Raw genomic sequence first — 26,802 nt, 5'->3', positions numbered from 1 at the left:
GTCGAGCCCCTCTCCGAGCCGCCATCGAAAGGTACATTCTGTTCTTGGTACCCACCTTCGACGTTAGTTCATAGCCACCTGTTATTCATCCTTTCCCGGTTTATTTTTTTCTAAGTCATGGTCGCTTCGGCGGTTCCATGCGGGCGCCGGGCGCGGGGTCCGCAGCATCGGGCGGGCGTGTCGCGGCAAGCACGACGGCGCCCCTCACCTTGGCCCCTGCCTGGTGCAAGGCACGGGCTGCTTCCCCGATCGTGGCACCCGTCGTCAGGACGTCGTCGACGATGATGCACGGCCTCCCCGCAACCGCTGGACGGGACCGGACGACGACCCGCATGGACCCCCTGACCCGCTGGGAGCGGGCGCCCCTGCCCAGCCCCTTCTGGCCGCCGGACAGTCCTGTCCACCTGAGCGCTTGGGCCCCCGACGGCCGGACCTTTCGCAGGGCATCGACGACGGCAACGCCCGGCAGGTGCCCGGCCGCCTTCTTGAGTAGCAGGTGGACCGGGCTGAAGCCCCGGTTGACGTAGGCCGCCGTGCTGGTGGGGACGGGCACCAGCACGAACCCGTCAGCGTCCGCTGTTGCCGCCCGGACGGCCCCGGCCAAAGCCCGGGCCAGGCTTGCACCAAGCTGGTGCTGGCCGTGCCGTTTAAACGAGAGCAGGCCCCGCGCCAGCTCGTCCCGGTAAACAGCGGCCGCCACGACGGGGAGCAGGATGGTCCCGGATACATCCATCAGCGCGGGGGCGCCGCCCTCAGCCCGGAACGGCTCCCTGGCCAGGTGCCGGATACGGCTGCTGCAGGCTGGGCAGAGGGCACTGTCCTCCGCACCGCAGCACACACAGTCCACCGGGACGGCCAAGGCCAGGAGTTCGCCTCCGGCCCCCGCCACCCAGTCGACAAGCCGCAAAAGGGCACTCGCTTGATCCGCGCGGTGCTTTGCAGCCCACCGCGGCGGCGGATGAAGGTCCGGGTCACGGGCAGGTTCCCTGTCAGGGGACCTCGATGTTCCGGCGGGTCGTCTGGTGCCGTTCACCTTTACACCATCACCGGTCGGTACCTCATGGGAAAGGACCGGGCCCACCTATGTGGATACCAGGTGGGCCAGGTCCGCCCGCCCTCAGCCGGGGAACGACGGATCCACCGGGCCCTTGATTTGCGGTGACCAGCCATTGCCCAGGCGCTGGAAAATCCCTTCGCCGGACTGCACGTAAATGTCATCGGCACCGTTGCCTGCGCTGATGGACACCACCCCTGGCCAGGGGGCAAGCTGCTGCGGCTGGCCCGAGGTCAGGGACAGCAGCTCCGGCGTAACGTTGGAGCCAGCTGCCGCTTTCATCACGGCGACCGAGGTGCTGTTGACCCAGACCCCTTGGTCGGGATCGGTGGCGGTGACCAGCGTGATGGGCGCCGTCAGTTCGCGCGGGGTGCCGTCGCCGCCGCGGATCACGCCCGTCACCTGCACTTTGGATTTTCCGTTCTGTTCGGAGATCACCAGGGCGCGGACACCGTCACGCGAGATCCGGAATTCCTTCACCGTACGGCCGGCAAGCCACGACGGCGCCAACGTCACGGAGGGGACGGGTGCACCTTCCGCCACTCCACCGGGACGGAACGCCACCACCTCGGTTGCCCCGGTGGCGCCGGGGCCCGCCGTCCACACCCAGTCATTGAGGCTGAAGGACGGACGGCTGAGGGTGCTCCGTGTGGTCAGGGCGCGGGCGGGCTGGCCCGGGCTGATGCTGTACAGCGTGGTGCGTCCTTCGTTCAGGAACGCGGCAGCCTGGGACACGGGTGATTCCGCGGGGAACCGCGGGTTGAGGGCCGAGACGGACTGCATGTCGGGCAACGGGGAAACCCGGTTGTTTTCGTACCGCACCAGTTCGCCGCCGCTGACGGCAATCTGGCGGGACGGCACCGTCTTATCCAGCACCGGGGGAAGAACCGAACCGTTGTCCTCCACGCGCACCAGGTCCTGGTTGGCACGAAGCTCCACGTTGACCACATCAGGCTGGGTCCGGAACGTCAACGTCAACTGCATTTGCATGCGGAGCCGGTCTTCGGCTGATGTTTCCGTGAGCTCTTTTGCCGTCAAATCAACCTGGGCTGCTCCGGACACCACCGGCACCGATTCACGGGCCAGTTTGATCCCGGAAGGAAAGGCACTGACGACGGCGCCGCGAAGGTAGGGAGCGGGCCCGGCCAGCAGGGCACTGGTCATGGCTTTGACCGTCTTGTTCTTCAGGAACCACCGCACGTCCGGTACGGCATAGGTGAACGTCGGGTCGTAGAAGTAGATCGGGTAGGCGCCGTAGATCACCTTGAAGGTTTCCTCGGCGATGGCGGTCCCATCCGGTATCGCGGAAATCCGCCACTCGCCGTCAACCTGTGTCACGGTGACGGGAATCCGTTCCACCGTTCCCGGCGGTGACTGGGTGGCAATACCGTCGGCGTCCACGGTGTAGGCGACATCGAGCTCATAGTTGTAGACGTTTTCCGTGCCGGTCGGTACCACCCGCGCTTCCCGGTAAACCAGCGCCCGCTTGTCGGGTTTCCAGGACACCGCCGATGCCTGGGTGAGGTACTGCCGGGCCACTGCGTAGTCGTCCTCGTAGCCGCTGCCCGCCCGGTAGAAGTAGTCGATGATCGTCTCCGGTGTGGCGCCCGGTTGCGGCGCTGCAGGAAGGAACACCGGGGCACTGACATTTCCGGCGCTGCTTTCGCTGCTTTTTCCCACCGGCCCGGACGTCGGGATCCGGGCACACCCGGACAGGAGGACGATCAGCAGAACCAGGAAAGCCGCAGCGTACTGTGCGTGCCGTCCGTGCCGGGTCATGGTGTCTCCTCGGGGCCCCGGGACGGAGCGGGCTTGGCGGCATCTGTCTGCAGCACCAGCATGTTCTTGTTGTCCTGTTCTGCGGGGATGTTCCCTGGCGCGCCCGGGATGGTGACGTCCCTGGGTTCGAGCTGCACGGGTGACTCGGTGATCGCGCCATCCTGGCGCAACGGCAGGGTCAGGCGGAAGTTCGCCCCGCTGCCTTTCCGGCCCCAGGCCTGCAGCCAGCCGTGGTGCAGCTTGGTGTCCTCCATGGCGATGGACAGGCCCAGTCCGCTGCCTCCCGTCGTCCGGGCGCGGGCGGGGTCCGCCCGCCAGAACCTGTCGAAGACGCGGGCAGCTTCAGCCGGGTCCATCCCGATACCGTGGTCCCGCACGGAAACGCCAACAGCCGTCTCGTTGGCCGCGACCGTCACCGTCACCGGTTTTCCTTCGCCATGCTCCACGGCGTTCAGGATCAGGTTCCGCAGGATCCTGTCGATCCGGCGGGCATCCATTTCCACCACCATCGAGCCTTCCGGGGCCGCGAAGACGATGTCAGAGCCGTACTCGGCAGCCACGGGGGCCGCACCTTCGATGACGTGCGAAATCACATGGAGCAGGTCCTCGGGTTCAGCGTCCAGCACCGCGACGCCTGCATCGAAGCGGCTGATCTCAAGCAGGTCCGAGAGAAGGGACTGGAAACGCTCCACCTGGTTGTAGAGCAGCTCGGCCGAGCGCTTGTTGATGGGGTCGAAGTCGTCGCGCGCGTCGTACAGGACTTCGGCCGCCATGCGCACGGTGGTCAGGGGTGTCCGCAGTTCGTGCGAGACGTCCGAAACAAAGCGCTGCTGCATCTGTGAAAGGGTGGCGAGCTGGGTGATTTGTTCCTGCAGGCTGGCGGCCATGTGGTTGAAGGAGGCGCCCAGGCGGGCCACCTCGTCCTCGCCCCGGACCACCATGCGTTCCTGCAGTTGCCCGGCGGCCAGCTTTTCCGACACCATCGCGGCGTGGCTGACCGGGCTGACCACGTTGCGGGTGACGTACCAGGCGACCGCGCCGATCAGGAGCACCAGGACGGCGCCGCCTGCCCACAGGACGCTTTGGATCTCATTGAGCGTCTGCTGTGCCGTGTTCAGGTCGTAAATAAGGTAGAGCTCATAGACGGTGCCGTTAAAGGTCACTTTGTTTCCGACGGCGATTCCCGGCCGGTCTTCGGTGCCCACCGGAATAACGGTGGACGCCCAGAACTGTTCCTTGCCCGATTCCTGTACAGCCTTGCGCAGGTCCGGCGGGATGACGCTGACAGTGAGCTGGTCAGAGGCGCGGGACTCCACCCAGCGGTTGCGGGGTTTGGTCTGGTTGGGCATCGCTTCAAAAACGTAGCGCCGCTGGATGACCGATCCCCTGCCCTCGACCGCGCTGAGCGTGTCCGAAACCAAGGTGATGACGCTGGACTGGTCGGTGACCTGGGCGCCGTCGAACGTGTCCTGAACCTGCTTGACGTTGTAGCGGGTCTCCGACTCCGCCTGGGTCAACCGCTCCTGGAAGAGGTTGTTGGCAATCTGGTTGGACAGGTAGGCGCCAACCACCGCAAAGGAGGTCATGGCCAGCATCAGTGTGGTCAGGACCGTCCGGAACTGCAAGGAGCGGCGCCAACGTTTTTGCAGGGCCCTGCCGAGGTAACGCAGGCCGGGAAGGAACCGCACCACACCCGTCCGCACCAACCGGACGACGCGCAAGGCGACGATAAGGGCGCGCCGCTGCCAGATCCTTGCGCGGAACACCATGCGCGGCATGCCCGGGGGTGTGGACTCGGCAAGCCCCGGCCCGCGCTCTCCGTCGCTGCCGTTCAGCGGGGCGCCGGCTTCCGGCGCCTCCCCGGAAGCCGCAAGGCTCCGGTCAGGTCCCCCGTCCTGCGCGGCGGGGTCAGACCCCTGCTTTGTAGCCGACACCACGCACCGTCAATACAACTTCCGGGGCTTCCGGGTCCTGCTCGATCTTGGACCGCAGCCGCTGGACATGGACGTTGACCAGGCGGGTATCGGCGGCGTGCCGGTAGCCCCAAACCTGCTCCAGGAGGAGTTCCCGGGTGAAGACCTGCCACGGCTTGCGGGCCAGTGCCACGAGGAGGTCGAATTCCAGCGGCGTCAGGGAGATCCGGTCACTGCCCCTGCTGACAGTGTGGCCCGCGACGTCGATGGTGATGTCCGCGATCCGGAGGGTCTCGGGCGCCTTTTGGTCTCCGGGGCGGAGCCGGGCGCGCACGCGTGCCACCAGTTCGGCCGGTTTGAAGGGTTTGGGCACATAGTCGTCAGCACCGGATTCGAGCCCTCGGACGACGTCGGAAGTATCAGACTTGGCGGTCAGCATGACGATGGGCACATCCGATTCGGCACGGACCTGGCGGCAGACTTCGATACCGTCCATGCCGGGAAGCATGAGGTCGAGCAGGACCAGATCCGGCCGCGAAGACCGGAAGACGTCCAGCGCCTGGGCGCCGTCGGCGCAAAAGACGGGTTCGAAGCCGTCATTACGGAGGACAATTCCAATCATCTCGGCCAGCGCTTCGTCATCATCTACAACCAGAATGCGTGCCTTCATAGTTATATATTCCCTTATCGGGATGGCTTTGTCCTGTTCAGCGCCTTCCGGCATGGCGGGACACTAGGCGGTCCGACGCCGGAACTATAGTCTTGGGGTCAAGCCCTGCGCTGCCGGCGGGCACCTTTGGAGAGGGCAGCGCGCGGTATCAGGCGCAGTGGTATTGGGGGAGGAAATCAGTGTCACCACAGGAGTCGGAACCCGGCGAGCCCCGGCAGGGGCGGCCGGGCAACGGAGCAGACGACGACGGATCGGGCGCCGGGAGCGCCAGCGGCCCCGTACCGCCGGGTTGGCAGCAGCCGTGGGAATCACCTGCAGTCGCGCAACCGCCGGCAGGGCAACAGCCGCCCGGCTGGGAGCAACAGCCGTCATGGCACCAGCCGCCCCAGTGGCAGCAACCCCAGTGGCAACAGCCGGGACCGCCGAACCCCAGCAGCCCTTACCCGGGCCAACCCCCGTACGCCGGCCAACCGTACGGGCCCCCCGGATACGGCGGCCAGCCAAATCCCGGGTCCCCCTACCCCGGCATGCCCTACGGCACCCCGCCCTACGGTCAGCCGCGCTACGTCGCTCCCCCCAAACCCGGCATCATTCCCTTGCGGCCGCTGATGTTCGGCGAGATCCTGGATGGTTCTTTCCAAGCGATGCGCCGCAACGCAAAGGCCATGGTGGGCGCGGGCCTGCTGACCCAGGCCCTGGCCGCCGTCATCACCGCGGTAGTCACGGCCGTGAGTGCATCCTCGGCTGTATCGCTCGAAGGGTGGGCGCGCACTGCCACCCGGGGCGATATGGCGTCCATGGCCATCGGACTGATGGCAGGCGCCGCCGCGGTGACTGTCCTGTCCGTGTTCCTCTCCGCCGTCCTCCAGGGCGCCATGGTGGTGCCCGTGGCCCGGTCGGTCCTCAACCGCCCCACCGGCTTCCGGCGGATGATGTCCCTGGCGCGGCCCCGGATCGGCGCCCTCGTCGGATTGGCTGCGCTGCTGGTCGCGGCGGGAATTGCGGCCATGGGGCTGCTCGCCGTCATCCTGGCGCTCTTCTTCACCAACGTCCGGGGCGCCGCGTCCCTCTTCGCTTTCCCCCTGGTCCTGGGCGTCGTTGCCCTCTTCGCCTGGGTGGGCATCAAGCTCATGGTGGCGCCGGCCGCCGTCGTTATCGAAGAACTTGGTGCCTTCGCCGGGGTTCGGCGGTCGTGGGAGCTGACCCGGGCCAACTGGTGGCGGATCCTGGGCATCACGTTGGTGGTATCCATCCTGGTGGGCGTGATCAGCCAGGTGGTCCTGATCCCGGTGAGCTTCCTGCCCGTGGTCCTGGCCGGCGTCGTCTCGCCGCACGGCGGCAGCGGACAGGACGCCACCCTGGCAGTGGTCTTGGGCATCGTCACCGCCCTGGTCGGCGCCTTGGTCGGCGGGGTGGGGTTCGCCTTCCAGACCTCCGTCATGGCCCTGCTCTACATGGACTTGCGGATGCGCAAGGACGGCCTTGACATCACCTTGCTGCGCCAGGCGGAGACCGGGGCGGATCCGGACGGCATCCCGGGCCGGGGCCCCCGCCCGGGCACCAACACTCCGTACCCAGGGCAGGGTGCGGCGCCGGGAGCCTGGCCCTATGGCCACTGAGCCTCCGGTGCTTCCGGGCGCCGAAGAGGCACGGCGCTGGGCGGCGGAGGAACTGGCCAAACCGGAGTACCGGGAGGCCGCCCCGTCCTGGCTTGACACCCTGTGGCGGAACTTCCTGGATTGGCTGCAATCCCTGGACGGCTCCCGGGGGGATGCGCCATCCGTCCCCGGCGTTGCCATCGCCCTTGTCATTGCCGGGATCATCGCGGCCGCCGTCATCCTGGCGCGGCCCCGCCTCAATGCCCGAATCCGGCAGCCCAAGGACGTTTTTGAGCTCGGCAACTCCCTGGCGGCCGCGGACTACCGCGCCCGCGCGGAAGCCGCCGCCGCGGCAGAGAACTGGGGGGACGCCGTCGTCGACCGCTTCCGCGCCATGGTCCGCACCGCCGAACACCGGACGATACTGGACCCCCAGCCCGGCAGGACCGCAGACGAAGTGGCACAAGCGTTGTCCGTCCAGTTCGCTGCCGAAGCCGGGCCTTTGCGGTGGGCGGCAGAAACCTTTGATGGAATCCGCTACGGAAACAGGCCTGCGGGCAACGGGCAATACCGTGAAATGGTGGGACTCGATACCAGGCTGGAGGCCATGAAGCCCGCATCCGCCGGCTCCGCAGGCACGGTGCCGGTGCCATGACCGGGCTTCCACCAGCGAACACCGGCTACAGCAACACACCAAGCTCCGGGGCGGCCGCCGGGCAGGCGCCGCGAGGCCGCGGGCCGTTCGGGTGGATACGCAACCACCGTGGCCTGGCGGCCTCGGTTGTGCTTGCCGTTGCGGCGCTGGCACTCGTCATCGGAACGCAATTGGCCCCCAAGGGCGACACCGTTCCCCTGTCCGTCCACAATGCCGGACCCAACGGCGCCAGGGCGCTTGCGCAAATCCTCGGCCGCCACGGCGTGGACGTCCACACCCCGAACCGCTTCGATGCAGCGCTGGCCGACCTCCGGTCCAGCTCCTCACCCACGCTGCTGCTCTACGACCGGAACGGCATCCTTGGCAAACCCCAGCTTGCGGCCCTGGCAGCGGCGGCGGACCGCGTGGTGGTCATCTCCCCCAGGCTGGATACCCTGACAGCCCTCGACGTCGGCATCCACCAGGCCGGCGTCGTGCCTGACGCCGTCCCGGTCCTGGACCCGAGGTGCAGCCAGGCGGACGCCAACGCCGCAGGCCAGGTCACGGGCCAGGGAGGATTCGTGTACGACGGCGGCACCACCTGTTACCGGGCGGCGGGAACCGCCGGGATGCTCGCCACCAGCGGCGACCAGCGCACGGCAGTGCTGGGAAGCACGGCCGTCCTGGGGAACGACAAGCTCGACGACCTGGGCAACGCAGCCCTGGCAGTCAGGCTGCTCGGAGCATCGCCTGACCTTGTCTGGTACCTGCCCTCGCTGGAAGACGTGACGGTGACCGGCCACGGGAAGACCCTCGATGACCTGGCACCGGGTTGGGCACGCTTCCTGGGGCCTTGGCTGCTCCTGGTGGCGGTGGCTGCAATCGTGTGGCGGGGCCGGCGGCACGGGCCCTTGGTCTTCGAGCCCCTGCCCGTGGTGGTCAAGGCGGTTGAAACCGCGGAAGGACGCGCCAGGCTGTACCAGGACTCACGTGCCCTGGACCAGGCCCGGGACAACCTGCGGGCCGGCATGCTGGCGCGCATTTCCGGGAAGGTCCGGCTTGGCCCCGGCGCGGGGGCCGAGGACATCATTGCCGCAGCGGCCCGGCTCCTGGGCAGGGATCCGGCTGCCGTGCGCGCGCTGGTGAATGAACGACCGGCAACCGAAGCCCACCTGGTGGCCTGGTCACAGGCCATGGACAAACTCGAGAAAGAGGTCATGACCCAATGAGCGAACACAGCAGCGGCCCGCAGGTCCTTAATTCGGTGGGCGGCGGCAATACAGCAGACGACGACGCTGCGAGGCAGTCGCTCCTTGCCGTCCGCCGCGAAGTGGCAAAAGCGGTGGTGGGCCAGGACGCAACGGTTACGGGCCTCCTGATCGCCCTGCTTGCGCAGGGGCATGTCCTGCTGGAGGGCGTCCCGGGCGTGGCCAAGACCCTGCTGGTCAGGGCGCTGTCCTCGGCCTTGAGCCTGGACACCAAGCGGGTGCAGTTCACCCCGGACCTGATGCCGGGCGACGTCACCGGCTCGCTGGTCTACGACGCCCATACCTCCGAATTCAGCTTCCGGGAGGGACCGGTGTTCACCAACCTCCTGCTCGCAGACGAGATCAACAGGACCCCGCCGAAGACGCAGGCCTCACTCCTGGAGGCAATGGAGGAGCGGCAGGTGTCCGTGGACGGCCGGGCCCGGAGGCTGCCTTCACCGTTCTTGGTGGCCGCCACGCAGAATCCGGTGGAGTACGAAGGGACCTACCCGCTTCCCGAGGCACAGCTGGACCGGTTCCTGCTCAAGCTCAGCATGCCGCTGCCGCAGCGCCAGGACGAAATCGAGGTCATCCGGCGCCATGCCGCCGGGTTTGATCCCCGCGACCTTGCTGCCGCGGGAGTGCAGGCAGTAGCCGGTGCGGCGGATCTGGAACGGGCGCGTGAGGCAGTAACAAGGGTGGCTGTCGAACCGGAAATCATCGGCTACATCGTGGACCTGGTTAGGGCCACACGGAGCGCCCCCTCATTCCAGCTCGGGGTCTCCCCGCGCGGTGCCACCGCCCTCCTCAACACCTCACGGTCCTGGGCCTGGCTCTCCGGCCGCCCCTTCGTCACCCCTGACGACGTCAAGGCGCTGGCGCTGCCCTGCCTGCGCCACCGCGTGGCCCTGCAACCTGAGGCGCAGATGGACGGCGTACGGGTGGACGATGTCCTGGGCAGCATCCTGGCGTCCGTTCCCGTTCCCCGCTGATGGCCATCTCGGGTCGCTTCGTTGCACTGGTGCTGCTTGGCGTTGTCCCGGTACTGCTCCTCCCCGGCTGGCTGACCGTCCTGGCCACCGTGTCAGTGCTGACGGCCCTGGCGTGTGCCGATCTCGTGTTCGCCGGGTCGCTGCGGCAGATCAGCGTGGTGCGCCCGGCGCCGGAAAATGTGATGCTGAACGGCCAAACGGACGCGGTGTTCACGGTCCGCAACGACGGCAACCGGGCGCTGCGGGGCACGGCCAGGGACGGTTGGCAACCTTCGGCCGGCGCCCGGAACCCGGTGCAGGACATCGACGTGCCGGCGGGCGAAAGCCGCCGCTACACCGTACGGCTTCAACCGGTCCGGCGCGGGGACCTCACAACGCAGCATGTGACCATCCGTTCCTTCGGCCCGCTTCGCCTCGCCGCCCGCCAGCGCACCATCGGGTGCCCGGGCTCGGTGCGGGTCCTGCCGCCCTTCCATTCCCGGCGGCACTTGCCCTCAAAGTTGAAGAAGCTGCGCGAACTCGACGGCAAGGCTGCCGTGCAGATCCGTGGTGCCGGCACAGAATTCGACTCCCTGCGCGATTACGTCAGGGGCGATGACGTGCGCTCGATCGACTGGCGCGCCACCGCCCGCCGTTCCGCCGTGGTGGTCCGAACCTGGCGCCCGGAGCGGGACCGGCGCGTGGTGATGGTCCTTGATACTTCCCGGACCTCCGCCGCAAGGATCGGCGACGAAACCCGCCTGGACACCGGGATGGAGGCGGCGCTCCTGTTGGGCGTATTGGCGGAGCGCGGCGGCGACCGGGTGGACTTCGTTGCGTTTGACCGGCGGACCAGGGCCCGTGCCGCGTCCGCCGGGCAGGGAAACATCCTGGGGAGGCTGGTGCAGGCCATGGCCCCGCTGGAGGCGGAGCTGATCGAGATGGACTGGCCGGCGGTCCCGGCGCAGGTCAGGGCCCTCTCCGCGCATCGTTCCCTGGTGGTCCTGCTGACGTCGCTGGACGGTGGTGCACCGGAAGAAGGCCTGCTCCCGGCCGCCGAACGCTTGGCCAGCCAGCACGTCGTGGTGGTGGCCGCCGTCCGCGACCCGCAACTGGGCACGATGCTCCGCGATCGCAGCGATGCCACCGAAGTGTTCCGGGCGGCAGCCGCGGAACGCGCCCTTCTGCAGCGGGCAGCCCTGACCGCGGAGTTGCGGCGCTATGGTGTGGAAGTGGTGGACGCCGAACCCCATGAGTTGCCGCCCCGGCTCGCGGACATGTACATCCGGCTCAAGGCTGCCGGTAGATTGTAAAACCGGCGGCAGCTGTCCGTCACCGGCAACAGGAGGTCACCATGAGCGTCCCGATCTACCAGCAGGCCTTGGGCGCAGAGTTTTCCCGCCTGCAGCCCGAATTGCAGGAGTACTTCTCACTCGCCCCTGGATCAGGGCAGTACGGCGTGGGTGAAGGAACGTTCGACGTCGTGGGCTGCCGCCAGCGGTGGCTGCGCCCATTACTGCGGCTCACGAGCGGCGAAGAAGCATTTTTCCCGGAGTACGGCGAAAACGTCCCGTTCCGGATCGAGAACCATGCGCATCAGGATCCGTTTGGCCGATCCAGCCTGACCGCACGCCGGGAAATCCGCTTCCCCGGGCGCACCCGGCTTTTCCAGGACACCACCAGCGCCACCACGCGCGGCGGCGGCACGCAGCTGGTGGATTACGTCGGCCGGTACCGGCGCCTCGTCACGGACCTGAACCTGGGCGTCACCCCGGAAGGAAGGCTGCGCGGCGTATCCGAAGTTTCGCGGCTTTTCCTCGGACCGCTCCGGTTGCCCCTCCCTCGGGCACTGGATGCGAAAGCGTACGCGGAACAGTGGTGGGACCCCTCAGAAGGCCCGCACGGGCGGCACCGTATCCAGGTGAAAGTGGTCCAGCCCCAGATTGGCCTGGTCCTGGTGTACGCGGGGGCCTTCGACTACCGGCTCCGCCCCTACTCCGGCGGCAGCTCCGCCCAGAGCTACCTCCCCCGTTACGCCCAGCCGGACCGCTGGGAGAACAGGGTTTGAGTCTTATCCCAGCACCCGCTGGTTGAGCCCGTCCGCCACCTGGGTCAGCCTGCCGAGGACCGCCGTGGCCTGTGCAGGAGTGAGTCCCGCCAGTCCTGCGGAGGGCGTCACCCGCACCGCGCTGAGCAGTTGGGCGGGCAGGCCCAGCTGCCGCCAAGGACGCCATAGCGATTCCACGCCCTCGGTTACCTGCGGGAGTGTCCCCCCGGAGACTTCCAATGCACCGGCCCAGAAATGCTTGCCTGCCTCGACTGCCCCGGCGAGCTGTTCCCATTGCCGGTTGGTCAGGGCCTTCAACGGCAACGCAACGCCGTCGGCCCCCGCGGACAGGGCCAGCTCTATCGGTGCTTCGATGTCCGGGAGGGACACGACCACCTCGGCGGCTCCGGCTGCGCGGAGGGCGTCCAGGACCAGGCGCCAGGCCTCCCGCGCTTCGGAGACGGCGATCGCCCGCAGGGTCCGATACCCGCTGGCCGTGGGTATGGTGCCTGCCAGCACTGCTGTGATGGCCGGCTCGTCCACCTGGACCACCAGGCGGGTCCCTGGTACTGCTGCGGCGACCCGGCCAAGGTAGCCGCCCACCCCGGCGGCCAGGGAGGCTGCGAGGTCCCGGCGGGCGCCGTGGTCCAGCAAGGCGCGTTCACCGTTGTGCAGGTACAGGCCGGCAGCGAGGGTGAGCGGCCCCACCAGCTGGACCTTCAGTTCCCGGGCTGAAACGTCCTCGGCGCCGGCGACGTCCGCGAGGACATTCAGGTCGGTGGACAGGGCCGAAGCTGCCCGCCGCATGTCCTTGCCGGGGCGGTCAACAAGCCGCCACCCGTGGGGCTGGACATCAACGGCCAGTTCCTCAAGGAACGATGCGGTGCGGCCCAAGGCATCGGATCCAACGCCACGTTCCGGCAGTTCGGCGAGGAAAGGTAAATGCGGGCTGCCAAGTTCACCGCGGATGATCCGGGCGGCTTCGAGCGGATCCTCACCGGGCCACGGGCCCAGGCCAGTGGCCGTCACTTCCTGCGCAGCAATAACGGCCGGCTGCTGGCCGGGTCCGGGTTGGTGCTGTTCCCGGCTCACGCCAGTGCTGAGCTGTGGGGGTTGGCTTCGGCGGACGCCTGATGGTCCTCGGCGATGGCCTCATGGTGGCGGATAACCTCGCCGATGATGAAGTTCAGGAACTTTTCCGCGAAGGCGGGATCGAGGTGGGCGTCCTCGGCGAGTCGCCGCAGCCGTGCGATCTGGGCAGCTTCGCGCCCGGGGTCGCCGGCGGGCAACCGGTGTGCGGCCTTCAGGAAGCCCACCTTTTGCGTGGCCTTGAAACGCTCGGCGAGCAGGTACACCAGTGTGGCGTCGATATTGTCGATGCTGGAACGGATGGACAGCAGTTCAGCCATCACCGAATTATCCACGTGGCCTGCCAGTGAACTGGCGGATGGATCAAAATCGTCTGGGCCCGGGTTGTGCTGCGTCATGGTTCCAGTCTATGGGAGCGGATGGAATCGACGCGGGTATGAAGCGCCGGTGCCGGCTGACCGCCGGCACCGGCGCCACTGGCTCCTGCTTGCGGGAGCCACAGCCAGGCTCAGATGCCCAGGAGTGCCCGGTGTTCCTCCCGGCGTTTAGCCTGTTCGGCCGGGTCCGGCACTGGCAGCGAGGCGATCAGGCGGCGTGTGTAGTCATGGCGCGGGTTGCCCATGACCTGGCTGCCGATCCCCTGCTCCACCAGCTTGCCCTTGTACAGCACGCCCACCCAGGAGGACAGGATGTCAACTACGGCAAGGTCGTGGCTGATGAACAGGCAGCCGAAGCCAAACTCCTCCTGGATGTCCTTGAACAGTTCCAGGACCTTCGCCTGGACCGAAACGTCCAGGGCCGACGTCGGCTCATCCGCAATCAGCAGCCGCGGATTCAGGCTAAGTGCCCGCGCCAGCGATGCCCGCTGCCGCTGGCCGCCGGAGAGCTCGTGCGGGTACCTTCCCGCATACGACGCCGGCAGCTGCACCGATTCCAACAGCTCGCCGACGCGCTTGCGCGCCTGGGCCTCGCTTGGCCGGGTGTGGATCAGCATGGGCTCCGCGATGCAATCACCGATGGTGAGTTGCGGGTTGAACGAGGCGGCCGGATCCTGGAAGACGAAGCCGATGTCCTTGCGGAGTGGTTTGAACGTGCGTTCGCGCAAGTTCAGCATTTCGTAGCCCAGGACCTTCAGGCTGCCTCCGGTGGTCCGGTTCAGCCCGGCGATGGCCCGTCCGATGGTCGTCTTGCCGGATCCAGATTCCCCCACGAGGCCGAACACCTCGCCCCTGGACAAGGTGAAGCTGACGCCGTCCACTGCCTTGAAGGCGGGTGTCCCCAGTCGTCCCGGGTATTCGATCACCAGGTTGTCGGCTGACACCAGCACTTCCCCGTCCTGGTGCGGACGTTCGGTGAGGCCGGCCGACGCCGAGTTGCGGCCCAGGTGCGGCACGGCAGCGAGGAGCTTGCGGGTGTAGTCCTGGCGGGGTTCAGCGAACAACGTCTTCGAGGTGGCCTCCTCGACGATGTCGCCCCGGTACATCACCACTACCCGGTCGGCGAGGTCGGCCACCACTCCCATGTTGTGGGTGATCAGGACGATCGAGGTGCCGTACTTGTCCCTCAGGTCCCGGAGGAGTTCGAGGATTTCCGCCTGTACCGTGACATCCAGGGCCGTGGTGGGTTCGTCGGCGACAATGAGGCCGGGATTCAGGGCCAGGGCTGCCGCGATCACCACACGCTGTTTCTGGCCGCCGGAGAATTGGTGCGGGTAGTAGTTGACGCGGTGCTCGGGGTCCGGGATTCCCACTTTGCGCAGGGCTTCGATGGCGCGTTCCTTGGCTTCCTTCGCTGATACGCGCCGGCTGCCGTCTGCCCCGGCATGGGCCCGGATCCCTTCGGCGATCTGCCATCCCACCGTGAATACCGGGTTGAGGGCGGTGGAGGGTTCCTGGAACACCATGGCCACGTCGCGTCCACGGATCTGGCGGAGCCGGCCGGGGCTCAGGCTGATGACATTGGTGCCGTTGATCAGCACGGCGCCGGAACTCATCGCTGTTTCAGGCAGCAGCCCCAGGATGGTTTTGGCGGTGACGGTCTTGCCGGAGCCGGATTCGCCCACGATGGCCAGCACTTCTCCGGCCCTGACTTCAAGGTTGACGTCCTTGACGGCATGGACGTCGCCGCCGTCGGTGGCGAAGGTGACCTGCAAGTGGTCGATCTCCAGCACCGTTTTACGGTCCTGTTCCGTGCGGTCCGAAACGGACCCAAGGTTTTCGCTCACGGGTTGCTCAATTCTGTTTCGGTGCCGGGTCCAGCTGATGCGGCAGGTGCTTTGCGGCTGATCCGCTTCCGCCCGCGCAGGCGCGGATCGTTGAGGTCGTTGATGCTTTCGCCCACGAGCGTCAGCCCCAGCACGGTCCAGACGATGGCCAGGCCGGGGAACAGCCCCGTCCACCAAATGCCGGACGTGGTGTCGGCGAGCGCCTTGTTCAGGTCGAAGCCCCATTCCGCGGCTGAGCTCGGTTCGATGCCAAAGCCCAGGAAGCCCAACCCTGCGAGGGTCAGGATTGATTCGGAGGCGTTGAGGGTGAAGATCAGCGGCAGGGTGCGGGTGGCGTTGCGGTAGATGTGCCGGGTCATGATCCGGATGTTCGAGGCGCCCACCACCTTGGCCGATTCGACGAAAGGCTCTGCCTTGAGCCTGATCGTTTCGGCCCGGATCACCCTGAAGTACTGCGGGATGAACACGACCGTGATGGAGATGGCGGCAGCCAGGATTCCGCCCAGCAGGCTGGACTGGCCCCCGCTGATGACAATGGCCATGACGATCGCGACCAGCAGGGACGGAAAGGCGTAGATGGCATCGGCGACGACCACCAGGATGCGGTCCAGCCAGCCGCCGATGTAGCCGCTCACCAGGCCGAGGATGACGCCGGCGAAGATGGACAGGATGACGGCGACGATGATGACCAGCAGGGCTGTCTGGGTGCCCCAGATCACCCGTGACAGGACGTCATAACCGCCAACGGTGGTGCCCAGGAGGTGCTTGCCGCCGGGCGCCTGCTGGGTGGGGAAGTTGCCGTCGGCATCCGAGAGCTGCGCGAAGCCGTAAGGCGCCAGCAGCGGTGCTGCCAAGGCTGTGAGCAGGAAGATGCCTGTGAGGACGAGCCCCACGACCAGCATGAACCGTTGCAGCCCGACGCTCTTGTTGAAGTGGGAAACAACCGGCAGCCGCCGGAAGAAGGATGCCCGCGGGTTGGCCACGGGTTCCAGGGTGGTCTCGGCAGTCATGTCAGTACCTCACGCGGGGGTCGATCAGCGCGGCGATAATGTCCACGATGAAGTTGGTGACGGCGACGATGACGGCCAGCAGCACCACGATGCCCTGGACGGCGACGAAGTCGCGCGCCGTGAGGTAGTTGGCCAGCTGGAATCCGAGGCCTTTCCACTCAAAGGTTGTTTCGGTGAGCACGGCCCCGCCGAGCAGCACTGCGATCTGCAGGCCCATGACCGTGATGATGGGGATCAGCGCCGGCTTGTAGGCGTGCTTGGTGACCAGCCGGTATTCGCTGACGCCACGTGAGCGGCCCGCCTCAATGTAGTCCTTGCCGAGCGTGCCGATGACATTGGTCCGAACCAGGCGCAGGAAGACCCCGGCCGTCAGGAGGCCAAGGGCCAGAGCCGGAAGGACGGCGTGGGACATCACGTCGCTGAGGGCAGCCATGTTTCCGCTGCGCAGGGCATCCAGCCAGTAGATGCCGGTGGGGGCTTCCAGGGCTGTGAGGGACAGTTCGGTCCTCGTCCCGGCGCGGCCGGCGACCGGCAGCCAGCCCAGCCACACGGAGAACACCAACTTGAGCAGCATGCCGGCGAAGAACACCGGGGTTGCGTAGAACAGGATGGCCAGGATCCGGAGCACGGCGTCCGGCAGGTGATCACGACGGTGCGCGGCGATCATCCCGAGCGGTATGCCCACCACCAGCGCGACGATGATGGCGTTGATGGCGAGCTCCAGGGTGGCGGAGCCATAAGTGGTCAGCATCTCGGTGACCTTGCGGTTGTCCGAGAGGGTGGTGCCGAAGTTGCCCGTGACCAGCTGCCCCAGGTATTCGAAGTACTGCAGAAGCAGTGGCCGGTCGTAGCCGGCGGTGTGGATGCGTTCTTGCAGCTGTTCCGGCGGGAGCCGGCCGCCCATGGCGGCGGTAATGGGGTCGCCGGTGATCCGCATGAGGAAGAACACCAACGTGACGAGGATGAGGATGGTAGGGAAGATCAGCAGGAAGCGGACCAGGATGTACTGGGCGAGCCCTCCCCCTGCCGCTTTTTTCTTGGTCGGAAGGAGCGCGTCCGCATCACTTGGCGGCGCGTCAATCAAAGATGTCATCGGTACCTGGATTCGTGGTGACCGGGAGCCAGCATTCCCCTCGTTGCTGACTGATGACCGGCAAAAGGCGGGACACCATTGCGGCGTCCCGCCTCCGGCCCGTCAGAGCCCGATGGGGGTTGACTGCTTACTTGGACAGCACGCCAAGGCGTGTCTTGAACGAGGGGTCGAGGGTCTTCTCGACACCCTTGACGTCAGCTCCCGCCACCAGGAGCTGCGAGCCCTGCAGGAGCGGCAGGGTGGAGAGGTCCTTCGCCACTGCCGTCTGGGCATCGCCGATCAGCTTCTGGCGTTCGGTCTTGTCCGGAGTGACCAGCTGCTTCTGGATCAGGTCCGTGACGGTCGGGTTCTCGTAGTGGTTCTTGAGGAAGTTGCCCGGGATGAAGAAGGGCGTGAGGTAGTTGTCCGCATCCGAGTAGTCCGGGAACCAGCCGAGCTGGTATACGGGGTACGCGTCAGAGGTGCGTGCCTTGGAGTACGTCACCCATTCGGTGGACTGCAGGTCCACGGTGAAGAGGCCGGACTTCTCCAACTGTTCCTTGACCATGGCGTATTCATCGCCCGAAGACTTGCCGTAGTGGTCCGGGTTGTACTGCAGCTTCACGGTCACCGGACCGGTGATCCCTGCGTCGCTGAGGACCTTCTTGGCTTTGTCCAGGCTCGGCTTGCCGCTGCCGTCCCCGTACAGGTCCTTCATGGGCTGGATTGCGCCGGGCAGCCCATCCGCCACCACGGAGTAGGCGGGAACGTAGGTTCCCTTGTACACCTGGTCCGAGATGGCTTGCCGGTCAACAATGTCCGCCATGGCCTGGCGCACGGCCAGTGCCTTGCCAGGGTTGGCTTCAGGCGTCTTGGCGCCGAACGGCATGGTGTCGAAGTTGAAGACGATGTAGCGCAGCTCGCCACCCGGGCCCTTGTAGACCTTGACCTTGGAGTCCTTGCCGAGGTCGGCAGCGTCCGTGGCGGTGAGGCTTCGGCCGGCAACGTCGATGTTGCCGCCCTGGACGTCCAGCTTCAGGTTGTTGGAGTCGGCGTAGTACTTGATCACGGCGCTGTCGTTGGCCGGCTTGCCGAGCAGTCCGTTGTAGTCGGGGTTGCTCTTGAGGCTGACGAGTTCGTTCTTCTTGTAGGAATCGATGGTGTACTGGCCGGCGAACGGCTTGGCCGCCACGATGTCTTCGTCGCTCATCACCTTATCGGCGGGGAAAACTTCCTCATCCACGATCGGACCGGTGTTGGTGCCAAGGACGCTCGGGAAGACTTGGTCGTTGGCGGCGTTCAGGGTGAACACAACGGTGGTGTCGTCCTTGACGTCGACGGACTTGAGGTTGGACAGCAGCGACGCCGGGCCGTTGGGATCATTGATCTTGAGGACGCGGTCGTAGGAGAACTTCACGTCCGAGGCCGTCAGCGCGTGGCCGTTGGCGAACTTCAGGTTGGGCTTGAGCTTCACGGTGAACTCGGTGGGTGACGTGAAGGACGCGGACTCCGCGATGTCCGGGCTGACCTCGGCCGAACCGGGCTTCGAGTTCATCAGGAAGGGGTAGACCTGGTTCATCACCAGGAATGAGCCTGCGTCGTAGGAACCGGCGGGATCGAGGGTTACGACCTTGTCCGTGGTTCCAAAGGTAATGGCACCGCCGCCGGCACTGCCGGTGGACGTTCCCCCGCCGCCAGAGGGCCCCGTGCATGCTGTCAGGGCCAGGGCGGAGATGCCTGCCAGCGCGATGGCGCGGTGCAGGGCCGTTGTGCTCTTGATCATCTGTGAACTTCTTTCCGATGAGTACGCGCACGCCCGCGGTCACAGGTTGATAGCCCCAGACGCCGGCGTGCAGTGCTGATCCCTTGATTCAATCAGAGAGTCAGCCCTCGGGACGGCCATTTCTGTGAGTTGAAACACAATATTTTCTCAATAGTTACCCGGCAGTGCGATGCGGAATCGTGCAGGCGGCCGGCCCTGGGCACAGCAAAGGACCGCCACGGTGGAACCGCGGCGGTCCAGGGAACGGCAGGGTTACAGCGCGGCCCGCTGGAGGGACCGTGCGGCGTCGATGGTGGCCTGGCCCAGCACGCGGCTGCCCTGGTACAGCACCACGGTTTGGCCCGGGGCCACACCGCGCAACGGAGCCTCCAGCCGGACCATCAGCTGGCTGCCGGCAGCGCCGTCCCGGGCCGGCTCCACCCAGGCTGTGGCGGGTACGGGATCCCCGTGCGCACGGACCTGGGCGTGGCAGTTGAATTCCGCCCCCGAGTCCACCTCGGAAATGGGAAGGCCCGCCCAGGAGACCTTGATGCCGCGGATCTCGTCGATGGCCAGCAGGGCTTCGGGACCCACGACCACTTTGTTCTCCTTGGGCCGGATTTCCAGGACGAAGCGGGGCTTGCCGTCGGCGGCGGGGGTACCCAGTTTGAGTCCGCGCCGCTGGCCCACCGTGAAGGCGTTGGCTCCCGGGTGCTCCCCCACCTTGGCGCCGGACTCGTCCACGATGTCGCCTGTGGTCATCTCGATTTTCTCGGCGAGCCAGCCGGCGGTGTCGCCGTCCGGAATGAAGCAGATGTCGTGGCTGTCCGGCTTGTTGGCGACGGAGAGGCCCCGCCGTTCCGCTTCGGCACGGACCTCGGCTTTGGACGGGGTGTCGGCCAGGGGGAACATCGAGTGCTTGAGCTGTTCGTGGGTCAGGACCCCGAGGACGTAGCTCTGGTCCTTCGCCCAGTCGGCTGCGCGGTGGAGTTCCCGGTTGCCGTCGGCATCCTCGATCACTTTGGCGTAGTGGCCGGTGCAGACGGCGTCGAAGCCCAGGGCAATGGCTTTCTCCAACAGGGCGGCGAACTTGATCCGTTCGTTGCACCGCATGCACGGGTTGGGGGTGCGGCCGGCGGCGTATTCGTCGATAAAGTCCTGGACGACGTCTTCCTTGAAGCGCTCGGAGAAATCCCAGACGTAGTAGGGAATGCCGAGGACGTCGCAGGCACGCCAAGCGTCCCGGGAGTCTTCGATGGTGCAACAGCCCCGGCTGCCGGTGCGGAGGGTTCCGGGCATGCGGGACAGGGCAAGGTGGACGCCGACGACGTCGTGCCCGGCCTCGACCGCGCGGGCGGCGGCAACGGCGGAATCAACTCCGCCGCTCATGGCTGCTAGTACTCGCATGCTGGCTTTCTGTTGGGGGACGCTTGCTCACCGGGGCCCGGGCGGCAAGGCCGGGCGGGCGAAACGATCTTCGCCTATCCATTCTACGGACCCGCGCAAATCGCCCCTGGCCGCCGGGACCTGACCCGGCAAACCCGCCCAGGGCTCCAGCGCCCTGCGGAATCAGCTGCCGCGCAGTGCCTGCCGTGCCATGGTACCTGCGGTTTGGATGGTGGACTCGTGGCCGGCCATTCCGGCCTGGCGTGCACGTGCATAAGCCTCGGGCAGTGCCGCAAGCAGGGCATCGACGTCGGCCTCGGTGGAGGTGTGTCCCAGGCTGAACCGCTGGGCTCCCCGCGCGGTGTCCTCGTCCAGGCCCATGGCCAGCAGCACGTGGGAGGGCCGCGGGACGCCCGCGGTGCAGGCAGAGCCGGTGGACGATTCGATGCCCGCCAGGTCCAGGAGGAACAGCAGCGAATCCCCTTCGCAGCCAGGGAAAGTGAAATGCGCGTTGCCGGGCAGCCGACCGTCACCGGGCGCACCACGGAGTACGGCTTCGGGAACCCGTTCGCGGATGCCGTCCACAAGGCGGTCACGCAGGGCAGCGATCCGCGCCGCCTCGGCGGGCAACGCAGCTGCAACGGATTCCGCAGCGGCGGCGAAGGCCGCGATGGACGCAGTGTCCAGCGTCCCGGAGCGGACGTCGCGTTCCTGGCCGCCGCCGTGCTGCACCGGCGTCAATGTGACCGAGCGGCCCAGCAGGAGCGCACCCACTCCGACAGGGCCGCCGATCTTGTGGCCGGAAACGGACATTGCGTCGAGGCCGGATTCCTTGAAATCCACGGACAGGGAACCGAATGCCTGGACGGCGTCGGAGTGGACGGGCACGCCGGCCGCGTGGGCCAGCTCCACGATGCGGCGGACGGGCTGGATGGTGCCTACTTCGTTGTTGGCCCACATCACGGTCACCAGGGCGACACTGCCTGGGTCGCGTGCCAGCTCCGCCTCCAAGGTAACCAGATCCACCACACCCTCGCGGTCCACGGGCAGCCAGGTAACAGCCGCGCCCTCGTGGCGCTCAAGCCATTCGACGGTGTCCAGCACCGCGTGATGCTCGACGGCGGAGCAGAGGATGCGGCGCCGCCTGGGGTCTTCTGCCACGCGGGACCAGTACAAGCCCTTCACGGCGAGGTTGTCCGATTCGGTGCCGCCGGAGGTGAAGATCACTTCTGACGGGTGTGCCCCGACGGCCGCGGCAATGGTCTCGCGCGCGTCTTCCACGGCGCGGCGGGCCCGGCGGCCGGAACCGTGCAGCGATGACGGGTTTCCGGTACGTGCCAGCTCACGCGTCAGTGCGGTAAGGGCCGCACCGTTGAGCGGCGTGGTGGCGGCGTGGTCGAGGTAGGCGGGCACCGTCCAATTCTAGCGCCCGCTGCCGCGGCAGCCCCGGGCACCAACCTCGGACGCCCCGATGGCGGCAGCCGTCAGTTCACCGGCCAGGTCATAGTTGCGGTCCGCCCCCGCTTCGGCTCAGGCCGACGGCGGCACCAGGGGCATGTAGCGCGCCACATCCTTGCGGGCGGCGGCGAGCGACCCCGGATCCGGGCAGGAAACGGAGATGTAGGCCGACGAGCCCGCAGTGCCGAAGACCCTGGCAAGAACCGCGGTCGGCTTTCCGCCGTGCGCGGCAGGTTCCAGCACGAGGACCTCGACGCTCTTGCCGGGCTCTTCGACGCTGCCGCCCCACTGCAACGTTTCCGTCGTCAAATACGAGGGCTGGATGGTGGCGTCCAGGTACTGGAACAGGGCCACGGTGGACTCCCGGTCGTCCCCACGGACCAGCGGGCCCTGCCCCGTGCTGACCCGGGCCGCGACCACGCAACCGTCAGCCTTGGCGTATTGGCTTGCACCGGATACGTCCTTCGTGACCGGCTTCCACCCCGGTGCACGCTGCAGCTCGTCAGAGATGCCCACCGGAACGCCCGGCGCCAGGGTGCCCCCGGCCGCAAAGGGCAGGTCCCGGGCTGCCACTGCCGCGGCGTCGTGGCCGGGGGTGATCGTTGGGGTGGACAGGGCCGGCGTGCTTGGCGGCGTTTCCGGGGCAGCAGGGTCGCGGACACCCACGCTGCAGCCGGCCAGCAGCGCTGCCCCGAGCGCTGCCATTGCCAGCGGCACCCCCAGGCGCCATCCCCGGCCCGCCGGCACGGCCGTCGTCGGAAAACCCATTTCCACCCCGCATCCCCTGCAGCCGGTGTTCGGCTGTGCATCCACGAGTCTAAACTCCGGCCGCGGGAACCCCGGAACCCCGGGCGCTCGTTGACAATGCAGGCCGACCATCCGGGCTGGCTAGACTGGGCGGGCACTTCGCTTTCCCCGTGGCGCTTGAAGAACAGGACGATTGCTTGACCGAGAGCAGCAGCTCCCACTACCAGGTCCTCCGTGTGGCCGTCACAGCCACTGAAAAAGAGATCAAAGTGGCGTACCGGCGCGCAGCCAGGTCTGCCCACCCGGACCACGGGGGTGATGCCGCAACGTTCCGCCGGGTCACCGCTGCGTACGAGACGCTGATTGATCCGCAGCGCCGCAAGGCCTACGACCGGTCCTACGGGGCGGGCGCCGCGCCGGCCGACGCCGGCGCCCACTTCGATGCCCCCGCGGCAGGCAGCCGGGCGTCCGCCACAGTCCGCAGACCGGGCGGCGGGCGGAACACGGCCGGGGACCCTCCGGTTTACGTTCCGCCTTACGAAGGGAGCGGCGAGATCCCGCTGATTCCGTTGGAGCAGGCCGGCCAGCAGGTCCACGGGATGCCCCGGAAGAGGGGAATCTTCGGCGCCGAGGCCCGGATCCAGCGTGAAATGCGCACGGTGCAGCTCCTCTCCCGCCAGGTGCTGACGGCCATCCCCGCGGCCCGGCTCATCAACGGCCTGCAGTCGCCGGCGGACAACAGCCACATCGACCACGCCGTCCTGTCCGGCTACCGCCTCGCCTTGGTCAACTCGATGCTCCTGCCCAAGGGCGCCTATGCCTGGGACGGCCGCACCCTCAATCACGGGGGGCGTGCCGTGGCGCCCCCGCAGCTTGCCCGGGTGGTGTGGGCGATGCAGGACATCTTTCCGGAACTGAACGTCACGGGGTGGACCGTGGTGTTCAGCCCGGATGGCAACCTCCATGAGCCGGTGATCGACCATCACCGCCGCCCGGCAGGGCCCATGGAAACGGTCCAAATCGTCAACGCGGCCGGCCTGGTGCGCGGCCTGAAGGAGTTCCTTGCCGCAGGACCGGCACCCAACACCGTGATCGTGCCGGTCCTGGCCCGGCTGCTGCGCGGCATGCACTGACGGCGGTTGGCTAGGATGGGGACGTGTTCCGCATCCTCTTCCATGCCCCAGAAATACCCGGCAATACCGGCAATGCCATCCGCCTTGCCGCCATCACCGGCGCCGAACTGCACCTCGTGGAACCCCTGGGCTTCGACTTCTCCGATGCCAAGCTGCGCCGTGCAGGCCTGGACTACCACGACCTCGCGGTGGTGACAGTCCACCGGAGCATCGAAGACGCCTGGGAACAGCTCAAGCCGGAGCGGGTCTATGCCTTCACCTCGGACGGTACAACCAGTTACACCGACATCCCGTACCAGCCAGGGGACGTCCTGATGTTCGGCCGCGAATCCGTGGGCCTGCCTGCGGAGCTGAAGACCGACCCCCACGTGACCGCAACAGTGCGCCTGCCCATGCTCCCGGCGCTCCGCTCCCTCAACCTCGCCAACGCCGCCTCCATTGCCGTCTACGAAGCGTGGCGCCAGCAGGGCTTCGCCGGGGCCAAGCTCTAGCACCCCGCCCGGCGGGGACAACCGGGACTGAACTCTTTTTTCGTCGATCCCATCCGACTGCCGCACGGCTCCGAATGCCTTTTGAAACACATTCAAGCGGAGCAAGGAGCGGCAGGTGACATTACTCGAGGCGCATTCCAGGCGCGAACACCGCAACAGCCGCGGCACTGCCCGGGAATCTCCCGCCGGAGACTTATGCTTGGAAGTGATGGAAACTCCCAACGCGCCGAATCCCGAAGGCTCCGCCGCGGTGACCGATCCCCCAGCCGACATCAGCCAGCGGCTGTCGACCCTGCTTGCCGCAGTTGCCCGCGGGGACCAGGCCGCGTTTGCCGAGTTCTACCAACTCACGTCCCGCCGGGTTTTTGGCATGGCACGCCGGGTCCTGATCGACCCCGAACTCAGTGAAGACACAACGCAGGAAGTCTTCCTGCAGGTCTGGCAGAACGCGGCCAAGTTCGATCCGCAGGCCGGGAGCCCGCTGTCGTGGCTCATGACCATCTCCCACCGGCGGGCGGTGGACAAGGTCCGGTCCTCGCAATCCTCCACGGACCGTGAAGCGAAATACGGCGCCAGCACCCAGGACATCGACCACGACAGCGTCTCCGACGAAGTCGGAAGCCGGCTCGAGGCCGAGGCGGTGGTCCGCTGCCTGGAGACGCTGACCGAAACACAACAGGAATCCGTGCGCCTGGCCTACTACGGCGGCCTGACCTATCGGGAAGTCGCCGAACGGCTGAATGCCGCTGTTCCCACCATCAAGTCCCGCATCCGCGATGGACTGATCCGATTGAAGACCTGTCTGGGGGTGAGTTGAATTGAGTGACATGGACAACAGCCGCAACGACCGTTCGCGTGCGTTTGGCGACACCGTCGCCATGGACCTTGCCGCAGGCCGTGCCATCGACCTCGCCGAACTCTACGCCCTTGACGCGGTCACGGAGCACGAACGCGACGCGATTGACCAGTACATGTCCACCGCACCGGAAACGGAGCGCCTCGTCTTCCTGGAGCGTGTCCGCCAGTCCCGGGAGACGCTGGCCCGCACCTTCCGCGCGGAGGAGGAGCCGCCGTCGGACCTGTTCGAACGGATTGTGGCCCAGCTTCCCGCGGGCAGCGGCCGTACCAGTGCTGACGCCGTGCCCCCGGCCGTAGGCGCGGTAAAACCGCCAGAACCAACCGACGATCTCGCCGAGGCCCGCAAGCGCAGGGCGGAGCGCCGTCCGTCCGGCACCAGGCGCTGGCTGGTGGGCGTGGCAGCCGCGGCAGCGATTGCGCTGGGCGGCGTGGGAGTGGGCGCCTACCTGGCCGACCAGAATGATCCCGTCAACCAGGTCGTGCGTGCCGGGGACCTGCGCGAGGCGTCCGTCAACGTTCAAGGCGGCGGCAAGGCGACGGTGCTGATCTCCGCGTCAGAGGATGCCGCCGTGGTGAAAATGAGCGGCGTGCCCGCTCCACCGGCGGGCAAGGTCTACCAGATGTGGCTCATTCCCAAGGACGGCTCCGCCCCGGTGTCGCAGGGCCTGATGGACGAACAGGCACTCTCCAAACCTGCCGTGGTCCAAGGCATCCATTCGGCTGCTTCGCTGGGCATCACCGTTGAGCCGTCCGGCGGTTCGAAAGCGCCCACGCTGCCGACGGTTGCGGCGGCACCGCTCGGCGCCTGACCCGGCACCGGCGACCAACGCCAAAAGCCCCCCGTTCCCATGATCGGAACGGGGGGCTTCTTGCGTCCTAGAAGCCGGCGATGGTGTCCGGCCCGTTGACCGCCACCACGTGGAAGGCCTCGGCACTGCGCCCGCGCGGCATTCCTGCCCGCGCGGCGTTGGTGCGCATGCCCTGGCGCACGGTGGCTTCCATGGCCTCCACGTCGGGGTGCTGGCTGACGTGGACATGGATGGCGGCGAGTTTCGCGTCAACCTGGTCGGTGACATCGACGAAGTGGTTTTCCCGTTCACCCGGTCCCGCATAAAGCCAGAGCCACGGCAGCTTGTACGCTTCCAGCCCAGCTTCCGCCAGCTCGGGGTACGCGAACGGGTTCTCCAGTGCCGGGTACACGGCCCGGGTCACCGCCTCCCCCACTGCCAGGTGGTCCGGGTGGCTCTTCTGGATCCGCTGCCAGTTCCGTTCAGGATGCATGGCGAGGACGACGTCGGGGCGGACTTCGCGGATCAGCCGCACCACGCCTTTCATCACCTCGTGGGAGGCCTCAAGGTAGCCGTCACGCTGATGGAGGTAGTGGATGTCAGTGACGCCCACCAGCTCCGCTGCCCGGCGCTGTTCGGCGTCCCGCATGGCGATGATGTCCGCGCGGTGGGCAGGATCGAAGCCGCCGGCATCGCCGTCGGTCATGATGCAGTAGCTCACCTCCACCCCCGCAGCCGTCCACGCGGCGATGGTGCCCGCTGCGCCGAAGTCGATGTCGTCGGGGTGGGCCGCAAAACAGAGCACCCGCCCAACCCGGTGCAATTCCGGGTTGAACGGGCTCCCTGCCTGCTCGCTGGAAGCAGTCAACGG

At 67.2% G+C, this 26,802-nt stretch carries 24 protein-coding genes; 10 read left to right on the top strand and 14 right to left on the bottom strand.

Annotated features, from left to right (window positions below; genetic code table 11):
• Positions 1–115 precede the first annotated feature (115 nt).
• The 4 genes from DC347_RS17060 to mtrA form a co-directional block, all read right to left on the bottom strand.
• Positions 116–907: a ComF family protein gene (locus DC347_RS17060; RefSeq protein ID WP_109863783.1), complete on the bottom strand. Its 792-nt coding sequence runs from the start codon at positions 905–907 to the stop codon at positions 116–118.
• A gap of 210 nt (positions 908–1,117) precedes the next feature.
• Complete coding sequence (locus DC347_RS17055) at positions 1,118–2,833, bottom strand: LpqB family beta-propeller domain-containing protein (protein WP_109863782.1); 1,716 nt, start codon at positions 2,831–2,833, stop codon at positions 1,118–1,120.
• Complete coding sequence (gene mtrB, locus DC347_RS17050; RefSeq protein WP_196803307.1) at positions 2,830–4,602, bottom strand: MtrAB system histidine kinase MtrB; 1,773 nt, start codon at positions 4,600–4,602, stop codon at positions 2,830–2,832. The genes DC347_RS17055 and mtrB overlap by 4 nt, the downstream gene beginning before the upstream one ends.
• Before the next feature lie 139 nt (positions 4,603–4,741).
• A complete protein-coding gene (mtrA, locus tag DC347_RS17045) occupies positions 4,742–5,416 on the bottom strand; it encodes an MtrAB system response regulator MtrA (RefSeq protein WP_018760230.1) in 675 nt (224 codons plus the stop codon).
• A gap of 527 nt (positions 5,417–5,943) precedes the next feature.
• Between mtrA and DC347_RS17040 the strand changes: the two genes are divergently transcribed.
• Genes DC347_RS17040 through DC347_RS17015 form a run of 6 tightly spaced genes read left to right on the top strand, consistent with a single transcriptional unit; the run spans position 5,944 to position 11,934 of the window.
• Positions 5,944–7,035, top strand: a complete 1,092-nt coding sequence (locus DC347_RS17040; RefSeq protein ID WP_109863780.1) for a hypothetical protein — start codon at positions 5,944–5,946, stop codon at positions 7,033–7,035.
• A complete protein-coding gene (locus DC347_RS17035; protein ID WP_109863779.1) occupies positions 7,025–7,669 on the top strand; it encodes a DUF4129 domain-containing protein in 645 nt (214 codons plus the stop codon). The genes DC347_RS17040 and DC347_RS17035 overlap by 11 nt, the downstream gene beginning before the upstream one ends.
• A complete protein-coding gene (locus DC347_RS17030) occupies positions 7,666–8,877 on the top strand; it encodes a DUF4350 domain-containing protein (RefSeq protein WP_109863778.1) in 1,212 nt (403 codons plus the stop codon). The genes DC347_RS17035 and DC347_RS17030 overlap by 4 nt, the downstream gene beginning before the upstream one ends.
• The gene (locus DC347_RS17025; RefSeq protein WP_109863777.1) at positions 8,874–9,887 is read left to right on the top strand and encodes a MoxR family ATPase; all 1,014 of its coding nucleotides are present in this window, start codon (positions 8,874–8,876) and stop codon (positions 9,885–9,887) included. Before DC347_RS17030 ends, DC347_RS17025 begins: the two co-directional genes overlap by 4 nt.
• Positions 9,887–11,179 (top strand): DUF58 domain-containing protein, encoded by a 1,293-nt coding sequence (locus DC347_RS17020; RefSeq protein WP_109863776.1) that lies wholly within the window; start codon positions 9,887–9,889, stop codon positions 11,177–11,179. The genes DC347_RS17025 and DC347_RS17020 overlap by 1 nt, the downstream gene beginning before the upstream one ends.
• Positions 11,180–11,220: 41 nt before the next feature.
• On the top strand, positions 11,221–11,934 hold the full coding sequence (locus DC347_RS17015) for a DUF4166 domain-containing protein (protein ID WP_109863775.1): 714 nt from the start codon (positions 11,221–11,223) through the stop codon (positions 11,932–11,934).
• A gap of 3 nt (positions 11,935–11,937) precedes the next feature.
• Here DC347_RS17015 and DC347_RS17010 read toward each other — a convergent pair whose 3' ends face one another.
• From DC347_RS17010 to DC347_RS16970, 9 genes are all read right to left on the bottom strand, one after another.
• Entirely contained in the window at positions 11,938–12,942 is a 1,005-nt protein-coding gene (locus tag DC347_RS17010; protein ID WP_240617830.1) for a hypothetical protein, read from the bottom strand.
• Positions 12,943–13,001: 59 nt separating this feature from the next.
• Positions 13,002–13,400, bottom strand: coding sequence for a chorismate mutase (locus DC347_RS17005; protein WP_018760238.1), 399 nt, complete (start codon positions 13,398–13,400; stop codon positions 13,002–13,004).
• A gap of 110 nt (positions 13,401–13,510) precedes the next feature.
• The gene (locus DC347_RS17000) at positions 13,511–15,226 is read right to left on the bottom strand and encodes an ABC transporter ATP-binding protein (RefSeq protein ID WP_109863774.1); all 1,716 of its coding nucleotides are present in this window, start codon (positions 15,224–15,226) and stop codon (positions 13,511–13,513) included.
• Positions 15,223–16,236 carry an ABC transporter permease gene (locus DC347_RS16995; protein ID WP_018760240.1) on the bottom strand — a complete coding sequence of 338 codons (1,014 nt, stop codon included), beginning with the start codon at positions 16,234–16,236 and terminating at the stop codon, positions 15,223–15,225. The genes DC347_RS17000 and DC347_RS16995 overlap by 4 nt, the downstream gene beginning before the upstream one ends.
• Position 16,237: 1 nt before the next feature.
• Complete coding sequence (locus tag DC347_RS16990; RefSeq protein WP_026264261.1) at positions 16,238–17,329, bottom strand: ABC transporter permease; 1,092 nt, start codon at positions 17,327–17,329, stop codon at positions 16,238–16,240.
• A 127-nt stretch (positions 17,330–17,456) separates the two neighbouring features.
• On the bottom strand, positions 17,457–19,091 hold the full coding sequence (locus DC347_RS16985) for an ABC transporter substrate-binding protein (RefSeq protein WP_109863773.1): 1,635 nt from the start codon (positions 19,089–19,091) through the stop codon (positions 17,457–17,459).
• Between the two features lie 252 nt (positions 19,092–19,343).
• On the bottom strand, positions 19,344–20,477 hold the full coding sequence (gene mnmA / locus DC347_RS16980; protein WP_051083382.1) for a tRNA 2-thiouridine(34) synthase MnmA: 1,134 nt from the start codon (positions 20,475–20,477) through the stop codon (positions 19,344–19,346).
• Between the two features lie 162 nt (positions 20,478–20,639).
• On the bottom strand, positions 20,640–21,869 hold the full coding sequence (locus DC347_RS16975; protein ID WP_109863772.1) for a cysteine desulfurase family protein: 1,230 nt from the start codon (positions 21,867–21,869) through the stop codon (positions 20,640–20,642).
• A 117-nt stretch (positions 21,870–21,986) separates the two neighbouring features.
• Positions 21,987–22,682 carry a hypothetical protein gene (locus DC347_RS16970; protein ID WP_018760245.1) on the bottom strand — a complete coding sequence of 232 codons (696 nt, stop codon included), beginning with the start codon at positions 22,680–22,682 and terminating at the stop codon, positions 21,987–21,989.
• A gap of 176 nt (positions 22,683–22,858) precedes the next feature.
• On the opposite strand from DC347_RS16970, the gene DC347_RS16965 reads away from it, so the two are divergent.
• The 4 genes from DC347_RS16965 to DC347_RS16950 all read left to right on the top strand — a co-directional run bounded on the left by DC347_RS16965 (position 22,859) and on the right by DC347_RS16950 (position 25,952).
• A complete protein-coding gene (locus tag DC347_RS16965; protein WP_109863771.1) occupies positions 22,859–23,794 on the top strand; it encodes a J domain-containing protein in 936 nt (311 codons plus the stop codon).
• 23 nt (positions 23,795–23,817) lie between these two features.
• Positions 23,818–24,285 (top strand): tRNA (cytidine(34)-2'-O)-methyltransferase, encoded by a 468-nt coding sequence (locus DC347_RS16960; RefSeq protein WP_018760247.1) that lies wholly within the window; start codon positions 23,818–23,820, stop codon positions 24,283–24,285.
• 208 nt (positions 24,286–24,493) lie between these two features.
• Positions 24,494–25,102: a sigma-70 family RNA polymerase sigma factor gene (locus tag DC347_RS16955; protein WP_109863770.1), complete on the top strand. Its 609-nt coding sequence runs from the start codon at positions 24,494–24,496 to the stop codon at positions 25,100–25,102.
• Between the two features lie 10 nt (positions 25,103–25,112).
• On the top strand, positions 25,113–25,952 hold the full coding sequence (locus DC347_RS16950; protein WP_109863769.1) for an anti-sigma factor: 840 nt from the start codon (positions 25,113–25,115) through the stop codon (positions 25,950–25,952).
• A 67-nt stretch (positions 25,953–26,019) separates the two neighbouring features.
• Here DC347_RS16950 and DC347_RS16945 read toward each other — a convergent pair whose 3' ends face one another.
• Complete coding sequence (locus DC347_RS16945; RefSeq protein ID WP_026264262.1) at positions 26,020–26,799, bottom strand: PIG-L deacetylase family protein; 780 nt, start codon at positions 26,797–26,799, stop codon at positions 26,020–26,022.
• Positions 26,800–26,802 lie beyond the last annotated feature (3 nt).

Origin of the sequence: Pseudarthrobacter sp. AG30, assembly GCF_003116525.1 — a bacterium.
Taxonomy (GTDB): domain Bacteria; phylum Actinomycetota; class Actinomycetes; order Actinomycetales; family Micrococcaceae; genus Arthrobacter.
Note: the sequence above shows the minus strand (reverse complement) of the source record. Positions and strands in the feature narration are given on the sequence as shown.